This window comes from Pantoea sp. JK, assembly GCF_026130245.1.
Classification (GTDB): domain Bacteria; phylum Pseudomonadota; class Gammaproteobacteria; order Enterobacterales; family Enterobacteriaceae; genus Pantoea; species Pantoea trifolii.
Genome location: NZ_JAINFN010000009.1, coordinates 98,912 through 113,060, shown reverse-complemented (window position 1 = coordinate 113,060; position 14,149 = coordinate 98,912). Strand labels below are relative to the sequence as shown.

10 protein-coding genes are annotated in these 14,149 nt (G+C 53.5%); 9 read left to right on the top strand and 1 reads right to left on the bottom strand.

Annotation, left to right across the window (positions count from 1 at the left end):
- Positions 1 to 156: 156 nt before the first annotated feature.
- The 3 genes from PanJK_RS18690 (at position 157) to PanJK_RS18680 (ending at position 4,768) form a co-directional block, all read left to right on the top strand.
- Positions 157 to 1,086, top strand: a complete 930-nt coding sequence (locus PanJK_RS18690) for a RepB family plasmid replication initiator protein (protein WP_007886110.1) — start codon at positions 157 to 159, stop codon at positions 1,084 to 1,086.
- A gap of 1,503 nt (positions 1,087 to 2,589) precedes the next feature.
- Positions 2,590 to 3,789: an AAA family ATPase gene (locus PanJK_RS18685; protein ID WP_008109176.1), complete on the top strand. Its 1,200-nt coding sequence runs from the start codon at positions 2,590 to 2,592 to the stop codon at positions 3,787 to 3,789.
- 7 nt (positions 3,790 to 3,796) lie between these two features.
- Entirely contained in the window at positions 3,797 to 4,768 is a 972-nt protein-coding gene (locus PanJK_RS18680) for a ParB family protein (protein WP_256699052.1), read from the top strand.
- A gap of 448 nt (positions 4,769 to 5,216) precedes the next feature.
- Here PanJK_RS18680 and PanJK_RS18675 read toward each other — a convergent pair whose 3' ends face one another.
- The gene (locus PanJK_RS18675; protein ID WP_265301922.1) at positions 5,217 to 7,148 is read right to left on the bottom strand and encodes a sigma-54-dependent Fis family transcriptional regulator; all 1,932 of its coding nucleotides are present in this window, start codon (positions 7,146 to 7,148) and stop codon (positions 5,217 to 5,219) included.
- A 274-nt stretch (positions 7,149 to 7,422) separates the two neighbouring features.
- Between PanJK_RS18675 and ssuD the strand changes: the two genes are divergently transcribed.
- From ssuD to PanJK_RS18645, 6 genes are all read left to right on the top strand, one after another.
- Complete coding sequence (gene ssuD / locus PanJK_RS18670; protein WP_265301921.1) at positions 7,423 to 8,595, top strand: FMNH2-dependent alkanesulfonate monooxygenase; 1,173 nt, start codon at positions 7,423 to 7,425, stop codon at positions 8,593 to 8,595.
- Positions 8,596 to 8,609: 14 nt separating this feature from the next.
- Positions 8,610 to 10,016 carry an FAD/NAD(P)-binding protein gene (locus PanJK_RS18665; protein ID WP_265301919.1) on the top strand — a complete coding sequence of 469 codons (1,407 nt, stop codon included), beginning with the start codon at positions 8,610 to 8,612 and terminating at the stop codon, positions 10,014 to 10,016.
- Between the two features lie 74 nt (positions 10,017 to 10,090).
- Positions 10,091 to 11,485: an LLM class flavin-dependent oxidoreductase gene (locus tag PanJK_RS18660; protein ID WP_265301917.1), complete on the top strand. Its 1,395-nt coding sequence runs from the start codon at positions 10,091 to 10,093 to the stop codon at positions 11,483 to 11,485.
- Complete coding sequence (locus PanJK_RS18655) at positions 11,482 to 12,501, top strand: methionine ABC transporter ATP-binding protein (protein ID WP_265301914.1); 1,020 nt, start codon at positions 11,482 to 11,484, stop codon at positions 12,499 to 12,501. The genes PanJK_RS18660 and PanJK_RS18655 overlap by 4 nt, the downstream gene beginning before the upstream one ends.
- A complete protein-coding gene (locus PanJK_RS18650; protein ID WP_265301911.1) occupies positions 12,498 to 13,196 on the top strand; it encodes a methionine ABC transporter permease in 699 nt (232 codons plus the stop codon). Before PanJK_RS18655 ends, PanJK_RS18650 begins: the two co-directional genes overlap by 4 nt.
- Entirely contained in the window at positions 13,193 to 14,068 is an 876-nt protein-coding gene (locus PanJK_RS18645) for a MetQ/NlpA family ABC transporter substrate-binding protein (protein ID WP_265301909.1), read from the top strand. The genes PanJK_RS18650 and PanJK_RS18645 overlap by 4 nt, the downstream gene beginning before the upstream one ends.
- The last annotated feature ends 81 nt before the right edge of the window (positions 14,069 to 14,149 follow it).

Sequence of the window (14,149 nt, the reverse complement as noted above, 5' to 3'; positions counted from 1 at the left end):
CTCAGAAGGTGATCGTGTTCACTATAATGAGTAAAGTGTTCACTGGAGTCAGTAGTTTATTCACTATAGAGAGTAGAATGTTCACTATAAACAGTGTTAATGTTCACTGTAATCAGAAAACGACCCTTTTCATCCACAGAATGAAGATCTCAGGCTATGGCAGATAAAGAGAGTGAAAACAAGGCGTTACTCGAGCCTTTTCTGTCGGTGACAAAAAACAGCGGTGAAGTTATTCAACTCCACCCCAATAAAAATAACACCGTACAACCGGTCGCTTTAATGCGCCTGGGTCTGTTTGTTCCTACATTGAAATCCACCGCACGCGGTAAGTCAGGCGCGATGGCATCGACCGATGCAACGAAAGAGCTGAAGAACCTTTCTTTAGTGAAATCGGAAGGTTATGAAAAGATTACCATTACCGGCGCGAGGCTGGATATGGATAATGATTTCAAAACCTGGGCCGGAATTATTCAGTCTTTCTCGCGTTATCCCTCAAAGGGCGACACCGTGACGCTGCCGTTTATCGATTTCGTTAAGATGTGCGGGATCCCCTCGGCAAACTCCTCGGCCGCGTTACGTAAGCGCTTAGATGCCTCTTTGCGACGCATTGCCACCAATACATTGTCCTTTGAAGGTAATGGCAAAGCCTATCACACTCACCTTGTGCAATCGGCGTATTACGACCGTGAAAAGGATCTGGTGCGCATTCAGGCCGATCCTAAGTTGTTCGAGCTCTATAACTTCGATCACAAAGTGTTACTGCAACTGCGAGCCATTTCTCGCTTGAAGCGTAAAGAATCAGCTCAGGCGCTGTATACCTATCTCGAAAGTTTGCCGACCAATCCGGCGCCAATTTCTCTGGCGCGTTTGCGTATGCGTTTAAACCTGGGCTCGAAAACAACCACGCAAAATCACGTGGTACGCCGTGCGATGGAGCAGCTCAAAGAGATCGGCTATCTCGATTATTCGGAAGTGAAACGTGGCCGCTCAGTGTTCTTTATCATTCACAGCAGGACGCCAAAACTCGATGGCATCAGCAACCTCGAAAGTATCGATTCGTTGGAAGATATCGAATTCGAAGAGTGATTTTATCCGTTCACTGTAGTCAGCAAATCCTCTCAAGCAGTGTCACTTTTTGAGCAAAAGTGACACATGCTCTTCTCATACCATTCACTGTAATCAGATGTCATCACGCCATTCACTGTAATCGGCAACGTTCACTGTAATCAGAAAGCTTCGGGACTATGCGTGTCTTCCGCTGCGGGTTGCATCTCATTGTGGCTATTGTAGGGGACTTTTAATGATAGTGAGTACTTACAAGGGCGGTAATCTTGCACCTGAACGCCCTTTTCACTGCGTTTCTACTGATCACAGTGAACGTTGGGTTTTACTGAATACAGTGAATGCTAATAGCAGGGCGTGCACTGACTATAGTGAATGATTGTGTTTAAGTTAATGATATATATATATTAAGTATGAAATAGCGCAACGGATTCACTGTAATCAGCAGTTTAACTGGTAATACAGCCAGTAAAAGTGACAGGGTTGGTAACAATACTGATTATAGTGAACGTTTGCCCTGTCTTCTCAATAAAGTGAACGTAAGCGAGGAGCATTTGAATTGCCGCTCATACGTCGACTTAACAGTTCGTCACGCTGTCACTGATTACAGTGAATGTTGCCCTGCCCCGCCGGTTTTGTAGCATGACAATTAACAGCTCAACGCGTCGCTTTTACTGAATACAGTGAACGTTGAGCGTCCAGGTTGCTGCTGATTACAGTGAACATAAGCATCACTCCGCTATCATCAAGGAAGCCATTTAACGTGATGCGTTTACTGATTACAGTGAATGTTGTATAGGACGCTTTAAGGATTTTGCTGGATCGCTTATGGCGATTTCAGCTCCATCCATTTAAAGGAAAATATGGGTTTACTGATTACAGTGAACGCTCGTCTCAAAGTACTAAACAGGCTTTGCTGATTACAGTGAACGTACTTCTTAGCATCATAACTTTTACTGATTACAGTGAATGTTCTGTCGAATTAGCCGATTTGACTTACTGATTACAGTGAACGCTTGATCGAAACGCGATGAGCATCTACTGATTACAGTGAATCTTTGTCGATGATGAGCACAAGGCTTTTACTGATTACAGTGAACGTTAGTAGTTGAGAAAGAAAGGTCATCGAGATTTACTGATTACAGTGAACATCCCAACAGTGTGAACTTCGTCGTTGCTCGCTGGCCTGCTCCTTTTGTTCACCTTCCTCTGCTGATTACAGTGAATCTTTCCCCGCTATTTGCTGATTACAGTGAACCTTTTACTGATTGCAGTGAACATCACGTCTCTACGGCTTGCTGACTACAGTGAACGTTCCAGCAATTTCAGCCGCAAGCGTCCTTCTCCTTTCTCTATTTGAAAGCCACCCGAGGAAAAACCGCTGCTGATTACAGTGAATCTTTGCGTTAAACTGCTCTTAATCAAGGTGTTTCCATTTAACTGATTCTTCCTGTGCATAAGAGATATATTTGCCTCGTGTGCTGGATTTATGTATAAAGTCATAAATCCTACATGTGTGGAGCAAGTATGGCTAACGATGAGAAGCAAGTTCTGAAGGTTGCACAACGTTCAGAAAGAATGCTGATGAGCCTGACAGAACAGATTCAGGCGCAGAAAGAAGAGTTGCGGGAAAACACGTTCTATCAGGTTTACGCTAAAGCGGCGTTAGCCAAACTGCCAAAATTGACGCGTGCGAGCGTGGATTACGCTGTAAACGAGATGGAAGAGAACGGTTATCCGTTCGATAAGCGTGCAGCGGGCAGCTCAACCAAGTATGCGATGTCGATTCAGAACATCATTGATATCTACCATCATCGCGGCGTGCCTAAATATCGCGACCGCCACCATGAAGCCTTCAGCATCTTTGTCGGCAACCTTAAAGGCGGCGTGTCGAAAACGGTCTCTACCGTTTCGCTGGCGCATGCATTGCGCGCCCATCCGCATCTGCTGTTTGAAGATTTACGTATTCTGGTCATCGATCTGGACCCGCAATCCTCCGCCACCATGTTCCTGAACCACCAACGTTCAGTAGGATTAGTGGAAGCTACCGCTGCGCAGGCGATGCTGCAGAACGTCAGCCGCGAAGAGTTGCTCAACGAATTTATCGTTTCATCGATTATTCCGGGCGTTGATGTGCTGCCGGCGTCAATTGATGACGCCTTTATTGCCTCGCGTTGGGAAGAGCTGTGCGCCGCTCACCTGCCCGATCAGAACATCCACGCGGTGCTGTATGACAATGTCGTGGCCAAGCTGAAGAAAGATTACGACTTTATCTTTATCGATAGCGGCCCGCATCTTGATGCCTTCCTGAAGAACGCCATTGCCGCTTCGGACTTGCTGATGACACCGGTACCTCCCGCGCAGGTGGATTTCCACTCCACGTTGAAGTACTTAACGCGTTTACCGGAGTTGATTGGCATCATTGAAGAATCGGGTGCAGCCTGCCGTTTGCAGGGCAACATTGGCTTTATGTCTAAACTGTCGAATAAAGCGGACCACAAGCTGTGTCACAGCCTGGCGAAAGAGATTTTTGGTGGCGATATGCTCGATGCTGCCTTGCCACGCCTGGATGGCTTTGAGCGCTGCGGAGAGTCGTTTGACACGGTTATCTCGGCCAATCCATCAACCTACGTGGGCAGCACCGAAGCCTTAAAGAATGCGCGTTCAGCGGCGGAAGATTTCGCGAAAGCCGTATTTGACCGTATTGAATTCATTCGCCTGAACTGAGGTTACTATGAGCGCAAAAAGAATCACCATTGGCCGAACCTTCAGCCAGACACCATTGCAGACTGAGGAAAGCGCCGATGGCCATTCTCAGACCTTTATCCTGGCGACGGGCAAACGCGCCCTGTTCACGCTGGAACACATCCCTGCGAAAGAAATCGAAGAGAAAACTTTCGTTAAGATGGAAACCAATGGCCGCGATCAGTCTGGCCTGACGCCAGAATCGCTGCGTGACATCATTCGCACCATCAAATTGCAGCAATTTTTCCCGGCGATTGGTGTAAAGCGTGACGACCGCATTGAGATTCTCGATGGTTCACGCCGTCGTGCTGCGGCTCTTCACTGCAAAACCGGGCTGGATGTGCTGGTTACCGAAGTGGCTATCTCTGCGGAAGAAGCGCGTCGTTTAGCGCAGGATATTCAGACCGCGCGTGAGCACAATCTGCGTGAAGTGGGCATGCGCTTGCTGGCACTGAAAGATGGCGGATTATCGCAAAAGGAAATTGCGCAAAGCGAAGGACTTTCTCAGGCCAAAGTCACGCGTGCATTGCAAGCCGCAAGCGTGCCGCTTGAGCTGGTGACGCTGTTCCCGAATCATTCTGAGCTGACTTATCCAGACTATAAATCGCTGCTGCAGGCGTACGAGAAGCTGCAGGAAACCGGACAAACGGTTGATGCACTGATCGATACCATCGGCATGGATGTTGATACCGTATGCGCACGCGATGGTTTAGCGGAAGATGAAGTGAAGAATGGCATCTTGCGTTTAGTGCGTAACGGCAGCCAGACGCTGATTCAGTCACCGGCCAAAGACAAAACCGTGGCAACACCTTTGTGGAGCTTTGCCGATAAAGATCGTTTTGCGCGTAAGAAAACACGCGGACGCATGTTCAGCTACGAGTTTAATCGCCAGTCCAAAGAGTTGCAGGAAGAGTTGGATAAGGTGATTAACGAGACGCTCAACAAGTATCTAAATCAGTAGCGAAATGCCGCCTTCGGGCGGTTTTTTTATGCCCTTCTCAATGCCTCGCCAGCGCAATTTCAGCGCTAACTGTATGAAATATCGATTGTCGCTGCGGAAATTTCAGGCTGAAATCGCCATCATTTCAACCAGCAGCTAAAAGGCATACGGTTCTAACTCACCAATACCGATAAACTAACTGCAGCCAATTTAACCAGCTGCGCGCTAAACCGGCAGTCGCCAGTGAAGCCTTATAAGCCGAGCAGCAACCGAATGAGATTTCATCCATTCGCCCAAGCGATTTCATCTCTATTTGCATGAAAAATATAGCTTTTTTAATAAAATTTCAGGCTGAAATCGCCAGTTAAGATTGTAATTTCAGCCATCAACTCAAGACCCAAAGCGAGATTAGCCAGATGATATTCAACGATTTATCCACAGAAAGCGTGGATAACTTTCAAGACTAACCTTACTCAATCAACGCCAGCGCTGATGAAAATTGCCAGACTGCATCGCGCACCCGCACCGGTTTATTAATCAGTCCCAACGCATAAAAACGATCGGCTATTGTCTGCTGCTCTTTAATCACTTCGAAGGCCATCGCACGCGTTTTGTGGCTGCGACGTGTCAATGCGCGTTCTACTGACGCAACTTCTAATCCCAGCTCCTGAGCCAGTAACATTGACGCTTCGTGGCGATGGCTATCAATGAACAAGCCTGTTTGCTGCAAACTTTCCACCAGCTGTCTGAGGATGTCATCGTTCTTTTCAACGTAATCACGTCGCGCCAGATAGAACTGATGATTACGTACGCGCCCTTCACCATTAACCAAAATCCTCAGCTCAGGATTGCTCTCCGCAGCGCTGAGCAACGGATCCCACATCATCCAGGCATCAACCGAGAGATAATCACTGGCGGTCAGCGGATACTTAGGCGGCGTGTAAACCACCTTGAGTTCGTCCAGACCAATGCCTGCTTCTTCCAGTAACTGTAGCAGTAGCCAGTGAACGTTCGAGCCTCTATTAACCGATACGCGCTTACTGCGCAGATCGCTGATGGTGCGAATATCGCTGTCATGCGGCACCACAATGCCAACACTGCTTGGCGCCGGGGGCTCCCACGCAATATAAGTCACCGCATTGCCGCTCGCCTGGGCAAAGATTGGCGGTACTTCGCCGGTGGTCCCAAAGTCGATTTCATTGTTCTGCAACGCATACAGCAACTGTGGCCCGGCGGGAAACTCACTCCACAGCACGCTAACGCCTTGCTGAGCGAAACAGTGTTCGAGGCTTTGACGAGCTTTCAACACGCCGAGATTGCCAAACTTCTGATAGCCAATACGCAGCTCGCGTTCCTGCGTTACATGCGCACTGGACGAGGATGGAGAAACAAGTGCTTTGCGGCGTCCTTTAATTATTCCCTGATTCGCCAGATGCGTGCGTAAGGTGTGGCGGCTGATACCCAATAGCGCGGCGGCCTGGGTTTGATTCTGATCTGTCATCAAAAGCGCATTGCTGATCAGGCCGCTGATAACGCGATCAAACAGTTGCTGCGGCTGGCTGATCAACTGCTGCTGAAGAAAACTATCGAGCGTTGAATCGTTTGACTCGCTAAAACCCTGTTCACTGTAACCAGCAAGTCGCAGCTGTGCGGGCGTTAGTGTTTCTTCGCGGCTCAACAACACAGCGTTGTGCAGCGTGTTCTCTAGTTCACGGATATTGCCGGGCCAGCTGTATTCGCGCAGCGCCTCAAGCGCATCAGGCGACAGACGCCGTGCCGGGCGGCCTAAACGTCGTGCGTAAAGTGCGAGGAAATGTTGCGCCAGCAGAGGAATGTCTTCACGACGCTGACGCAGCGGCGGCAGCGGAACCACCGCAATATTCAGGCGATAGAACAGATCTTCGCGGAAGCGTCGCTCGCGGATCGCCTGCGCCAAATCCACATGCGTAGCCGCGATAACCCGCACATCCACCTTGATCGCTTTGCGCGAGCCCACTCGCGTAATCTCGCGCTCCTGCAACACGCGCAGCAATTTAACCTGCAGTGAAGGGCTAAGCTCACCAATCTCATCCAGCAGCAAGGTACCGCCTTGCGCGGATTCAAACCAGCCGGGATGAGACTGCGTCGCGCCGGTAAAAGCGCCTTTCTCATGGCCGAACAACTCAGCTTCAGCCAGACTTTCTGTCAGTGCGCCGCAGTTAACCGCCAGGAAAGGGCCGTGACGCCGCTGGCTATGATGATGCAGATAGCGCGCCACCACTTCTTTCCCTGTGCCGGTTTCGCCGACAATCAGCACGGTGGCATCCGTGGGGGCGAATTTATCCAGCAGCGATTGAAACGCCAGAGAAGCGGGATCGACTAAGCGCGGTGAATCAGTGTGATTATTAAAGTTGGTTAGCATGGCATTGAGTCCGGTAACGAGCATATCGCTACGCTAAATGCTCACGCCGACTATTAACACCATGTAAAAAGCATAAGCAGTTGCATATGCAGCAATAGCTGTTGCGTCAGAGTTGCAATTGCAACTCGATATGAAGAAAGCAACAACGCTAACCCTTTGAAATACGGCACTACACGCTAATCAACAACCTGGCACGCTTTCTGCTAACAGCTATATAACCAAATAAGCAGTTCAAAATGATCATTTTTTAATAAAGTTATATAGGAAAAGCATAATGGCCGATTCCGCGAACGATAAAATTAATGTCTTCTGGTTTTTACCGACGCACGGTGATGGACGCTACCTCGGCACAACGCAAGGCGGACGCCCGGTCGATTTACCCTACTTACAGCAAGTGGCACTTGCCGCCGACAATCTTGGCTTCTATGGCGTATTAATTCCCACTGGCAAAAGCTGCGAAGATTCCTGGCTGGTTGCCTCGGCGTTAGCGCCCATCACCAAACGTCTGCGCTATTTAGTGGCGGTACGTCCTGGCCTGCAGCCGCCAACGCTGGCAGCACGCATGGCGACCACGCTTGATCGTCTGTCTGAAGGACGTTTATTGATTAACGTGGTGACCGGTGGCGATCCTGTCGAGAACAAAGGCGACGGCATTTTCCTCAACCACAGTGAACGTTATGAAGTCACCAAAGAATTCCTCGATGTCTACAGCCGCCTGATGCGCGGTGAGAAAGTGGATTACGAAGGCAAACATATCCACGTCGAAGGTGCGGAAGTGCTGTTCCCGCCGGTGCAGGAGAATGGTCCGCCACTCTATTTTGGTGGTTCATCAGAGGCGGCGATTGATGTGGCTGCGGAACAGATCGATACCTATCTCACCTGGGGCGAGCCGCCAGCGCAGGTTGCCGAGAAGCTGGAAGTGGTGAGCGCGCGTGCGCAACAGCGCGGACGTAAACTGGAATACGGCATTCGTTTGCACGTTATTGTGCGCGAGACCGAAGAAGAAGCCAAAGCGGCGGCAGATAAGTTGATTGGCCATCTTGATGAAGAGACTATTGCGCAGGCGCAGAAAATCTTTGCGCGTATGGATTCTGCCGGTCAGGCGCGGATGAGCGCATTGCACCAGGGTTCGCGCGACAATCTTTATATCTCGCCGAATCTCTGGGCTGGCGTTGGTCTGGTACGCGGTGGCGCGGGCACTGCGCTGGTCGGCAGCCCTGAGCAAGTGGCTGAACGTATCCGTGAATATCAGGCGTTGGGCGTCACCAATTTTATTCTGTCTGGATATCCGCATCTTGAAGAAGCGCATCGCGTGGCCGAATTGTTGTTGCCGCTGCTGCCACTGGCGAATGCGCAACAGCAGCGTGAACGCACCATTAATACCGGGCCGTTTGGTGAAACCATTGGTGGCGATAAGCGACCTTCGAAACAGACGAGCGCCAGCTAATGCAGGAGAAGGCAATGGCAACGACACAGGTAATCATTGTTGGCGGTGGCTTTAGTGGCACAGCGTTGGCAATTCATCTCGCACGAACCTCATCGAGCAGATTACTGATTACAGTGGTCGAACCGCGCGCCAGTCTCGGCGGCGGCGTTGCCTATTCCACGCAGGAGCCCGCGCACCGCATCAACGTGCCCGCTTCGCGCATGCAGTTAAGCGGTGAAGAGCAGGGCGCGTTTGACCGCTGGTATCGCCAACAGCCGGAATGTTCACTGGACTCAGTAGCGCACTGTGAAGACGGCGCAGTTTATCCGCAGCGCAGCCTGTTCGGTCGCTATCTGGCAGACCAGTTTGCGCAAGCTGCGCAGGCGTATCCGCACGTCACGCTGCGCCATGTTCAGGCCAGCGCCGTGGCCTGGGAAGGCGAGCAGCTGTTGCTCAGCAACGGCGAAACGTTGCGGGGTGATGTACTGGCGTTAGCGATCAGTCATCCACCACCATCGTTGCCGCGTGCGCTGCAACCGTTCTCGGCGCATCCGGCGCTGATTGCCAATCCGTGGCAGCACGGCGTATTAGACGCCATCGATCCTCAATCCTCGGTGGCGATTATCGGTACCGGCTTGAGCATGGCGGACGTGGTGGCTTCATTGGGCACCAGACAGCATCGTGGCCCGTTAATCGCCTTCTCGCGCCGTGGGCAGCTCTCACGCGACAATCTGAGCGGTGAATGGCCTGAATGGACGTTAGCCCCGGAGGATGCGTCCAGCGCGCGTCTGTGGCTACGACATATTCGCGCCGAGGTCGCGCGTGCCGCTGAACAGGATTTGCCGTGGCAGCGCGTGCTTGATCAGGTGCGAGTGCAAGGTCAGGATATCTGGCAATCGCTACCTTTGCGCGAGCAGCAGCGCTTTGTCCGTCATTTGCGCTCGTGGTGGGACGTACATCGCTATCGCATCGCGCCGCAGGTGTCTGCGGTGATCAACGCACGTCGTCAACAGGGCAGTCTGAAGGTGCTGGCCGCGCGCCTTTGCGAAATCTCCGATCTCGGCAAACAACTGCAAATCACGCTACGCACGCGCGTTGGCGCCAGCGAAACCCATCGCCTCGATCATCTGATTGTCACCACCGGTCCCGGCCATGAAGCCTTAACCGCCAGCCAGCCATTGTTGCAATCACTGAGTCAGCAAGGGTTAATCCGCGCAGACCTGCTCGGTTTTGGTATTGATGTCGACAGCCAGTCGCGCACGCTCAATCTCACCGGCCAACCCAACGCGCGACTGTTTGTCGTCGGTCCCGCTGCGCGAGCGCGCTTCGGTGAACTGATGGGATTGCCGCAGGTCGCCGATCACGCCGCCGCTGTGGCGAGGCATATTTTACAAGAACTGCAAATCGCTCATGCCGAGCGATGTCCCCCTTCAGCGCTTTAATCTCTCAACATCCTAAAAATTAACTGACGAACGCCGGGTCGTAACACGATCACGGCCTCGCTATGGAGATTGCTATGCCATCGCAACGTGAAATTCGCTTGAACGCATTTGATATGAACTGTGTCGGACACCAGTCGCCGGGTTTGTGGGCGCATCCGCGTGACCGTTCCTGGCAATATAAAGATCTGGAGTATTGGGTCGATTTGGCGCGCCTGCTGGAACGCGGCAAGTTTGACGGCCTGTTTATCGCCGACGTGCTCGGCGTTTACGACGTCCTGAACGGCAACGGCGATGCGGCGATCCGCCAGGCGACGCAGGTGCCGGTCAACGATCCGCTGGCGTTGATTACGCCGATGGCGCTGGTCACCGAACATCTCGGGTTTGGTCTCACCGCGTCGCTGTCGTTTGAACATCCGTATCCCTTTGCGCGCCGCTTATCGACGCTCGATCACCTGACCAAAGGCCGCATCGGCTGGAACATCGTTACCTCGTATCTGGAGAGCGGGGCGCGCAACATTGGGCATAAAACTCAGACCGATCACGACAGCCGCTACGATTATGCCGACGAGTATCTGCAAGTGGTCTACAAGCTGCTGGAAGGCAGCTGGGAGCAAGATGCGGTATTGCGTGACCGTGAACGCCGCATCTTCAGCGACCCGCGCAAAATCCACCCCATCAATCATCAGGGCACCTTCTTCAACGTGCCGGGCATTCACCTGTGCGAACCGTCACCGCAGCGCACGCCGGTGCTGTATCAGGCGGGCGCATCGAGTCGCGGCAAACAGTTTGCGGCAGAACATGCCGAATGCGTATTTGTTGCTGCGCCGTCAAAAGTGCTGCTGAAGAAAACCGTTGCTGACATTCGCCGCCGCGCGGCGGAAGCGGGGCGCGATCCTTACAGCATCAAAATCTTCAATCTGCAAACCGTGATTGTCGGCGAAACCGATCGGGCGGCGCAGGCGAAGTGGAAAGAGTACACCAGCTGGGTCAGTTATGAAGGCGCGCTGGCGCTGGTGTCGGGTTGGACCGGCATCGACTTCGGCCAGTATCAGCCGGATCAGGTGCTGAAATATCTCCACACCAACGCCATCCAATCGGCGGTTGAAACCTTCTCCACCGCCGATCCCGATCGTCAGTGGACGGTAAAAGCGCTGGCGGATTGGGTCGGCATCGGCGGCTTTGGTCCGCTGATTGTCGGCAGCGCGGAAACCGTCGCAGATGAGTTGCAAAGCTGGGTCGAAGAGACCGACGTTGATGGCTTCAACTTCGCCTACGCATTGACGCACGAAACCTTTGAAGATGTGGTGGAGTTGCTGATCCCGGAGCTGCAAAAGCGCGGCGTCTACAAAAAAGAGTACGCGCAGGGCACGCTGCGCGAGAAGTTATTCGCCGCCGGTCCGCAGCTGCAGGCACCGCATCCGGGCGCGGGCTATCGCGTTAAATCCTCCATGCTGCAGGAGGTTTCATGATCGAAATAGATAACCTCAGCAAACACTATCGCGCGCCCGACGGCCGCCTGACCGAGGTGCTGAAATCCATCAGCTTGCAGGTGCCGCAAGCCAACATTACCGCCGTTGTTGGGCCGAGCGGCGCGGGTAAATCGACTTTGGCGAAGTGCATCAGCCTGCTGGAGCAACCGAGCGCCGGCAGCATCCGCGTTAACGGCAGCGATCTCTCGCGGCTGGATGGCGAAGCGCTGCGTCAGGCGCGTCGCTCAATTGGTACCGTGTTCCAGTCTTCCGCGCTGCTGCAACGCAAAACCGCGTGGGAGAACATCGCCTTGCCGCTGCACTATCTCGGCGTGGTGGAGCGCGATATCGCCGCACGTGTGGGCGAATTGCTGGAGAGCGTAGGTCTCAGCCACAAAGCCAAAGCCTATCCCGGCCAGCTTTCCGGTGGTCAGCGGCAACGTATTGGCATCGCGCGGGCGCTGGCGTTGCGCCCGTCGGTGTTGCTGGCGGATGAAGCCACCTCAGGGCTCGATCCCGAAGCCACCATCACCGTACTCGACCTGCTGAAAAAACTGCGAGATGACTACAAGCTGGCGATAGTACTGATCACCCATGAAATGGATGCGGTGCGTCAGGCGGCTGATGCGGTAGCGGAAATTCGCGACGGCCAAATCGTGCAGTACGGCGTGGTGAAAGAGTTGCTGGCGCAGCCGGATTCTTTATTGGGACAGCGCCTGTTCCCGCTGGCGGCGCAGGCGGGCGATGCCGAACTGGTGTTGCAGCTCAGCTATCGCACCGATGTGCCGGTCGCCAGCGACTGGATATCGCGCCTCAGCCAGCAGTTTGGTTTGCGTATTGATCTGCTCGGTGCGCATGTTGAGCAGGTGAACGGTCTGCAAGCCGGCCGCCTCAAGGTGGGCATTCACTTTCAGCATGAGCGCGTGCCGCTGGCACGCTTGCTGTCGCAGCTGGAACAACTGGGCTTAGTTGCCAGCGTTTCCGGCAGCGTGTTGCCATTGCGGGAGGCGGTATGAGCGTATCAGTGATGAGTCAGGATACGCCGTGGCCAGAAATCCCGGCGTTGATGCTGCCCGCTCTGGGTGAAACTGCGTTAATGGTGGTGATCGTGATGCTGTTCGTGGTCACCTTCGGCGGCATCGTCGGTGTGGTGCTGTTTAACACCTCAGCGCGCGGTCTGTTTCCCCATCGCGGGATTAATAGAGTGCTGAGTTGGATTGTGAATATGGGACGTTCATTGCCGTTTCTGGTGCTGATGGCGGCCATCATTCCGTTCACCTTTTGGCTTACCGGCACCACCATCGGCATTCCCGCTGCCGTTGTGCCGATGATCGCCGCCGGCATTCCGTTCTTTGGCCGTCTGGTGGACAACGCGCTGCGTGAGCTGCCCGGCGAAGTCACGGCGGTAGGTTTGGTATGCGGCGGTTCGCGCTGGCAGATCATCCGCTCGGCACAACTCAGTGAAGCGCTACCGGCGATTGTTGCGGCGGTGACGCTCAACCTGATCTCAATGATTGAGTACTCCGCCATTGCCGGCACCATCGGCGCGGGCGGGATCGGCTATCTGGCGGTGGTGTACGGCTATCAGCGCTTCGACAACCACATCATGATCGCCACCATCGTGGTGCTAATCGCCCTCATTCAAACCATCCAATTTCTCGGCGACCGTTTGGTCACCGCATTACGCCATCCTCAGGGGACATCGTTATGACAACACAAGATTTCGAACTGCGTAAAACCCGCCGCTGGCCGTGGCTGCTACTGATTATAGTGGTCGTTGTACTCGCAGCAGGCGGCTGGTTCTGGCGCGGCCAACAGGCGCAGGCGGTGGTATTTGGTACCACGCTGAAGGTGCATTTTGAACCGGCGATGGCCGGCGAGCAGAAGCTGATCGAATACGTTGGTGAGCACATCACGCCGGATTACGGCCTGACGCTGGAAGCGGTGGGCGTGCAGGATCCGGTGCAAGCCGACCGCGCGGTAGCGGAAGGGCAGTATGCTGCGACGATATATCAGCACCAATGGTGGTTGAAGCAAGTGGTGGATGCCAACGGCTTTGCGCTGACTTCAACGCTGCCGCTATTCCAGTGGGCGTTTGGCATCTATTCCGATCGCTACACATCGGTGGCGGATCTGCCGCAGGGCGCGACCATCGTGGTGCCAGATGACGGCGCCAATCAGGGCCAGGCATTATGGCTGCTGGCGCGTCAGGGCTTAATTACGCTCGATCCTAACGTCGAGCCGCGTACGGCCAAACTGAAGAACATTGTTGGCAATCCGCACGGCTTCGTATTTAAAGAACTCGATCTGCTGACCATGCCGCGTGCACTCAACTCGGTGGATGCGGCAATTGGTTACGTCTCGCAATTCGACGCCGGTAAAGTGCCGCGCGAAAAAGGCATTCTCTTCCCACCTGCACCGCGTACTTTCGCCTCACAGCTGGTGATTGGCACGCCTTACCTGGACCAGGAAAATATTGAGAAGCTGAAAAAAGCCTTCTCCGATCCGCGCGTACAACAGTGGTTAAAGACCACCGACGATCCGCTGGTAAAAGGGGTGTTGGTGCCGGTCTCAGCCGAGTAAGTTTTTGCTGATTGCATACCCGGACGCGTCAGGCGTGTCCGGGTTTTTGTGTTGGCGAGAATTCAATTATCTAATTGATTT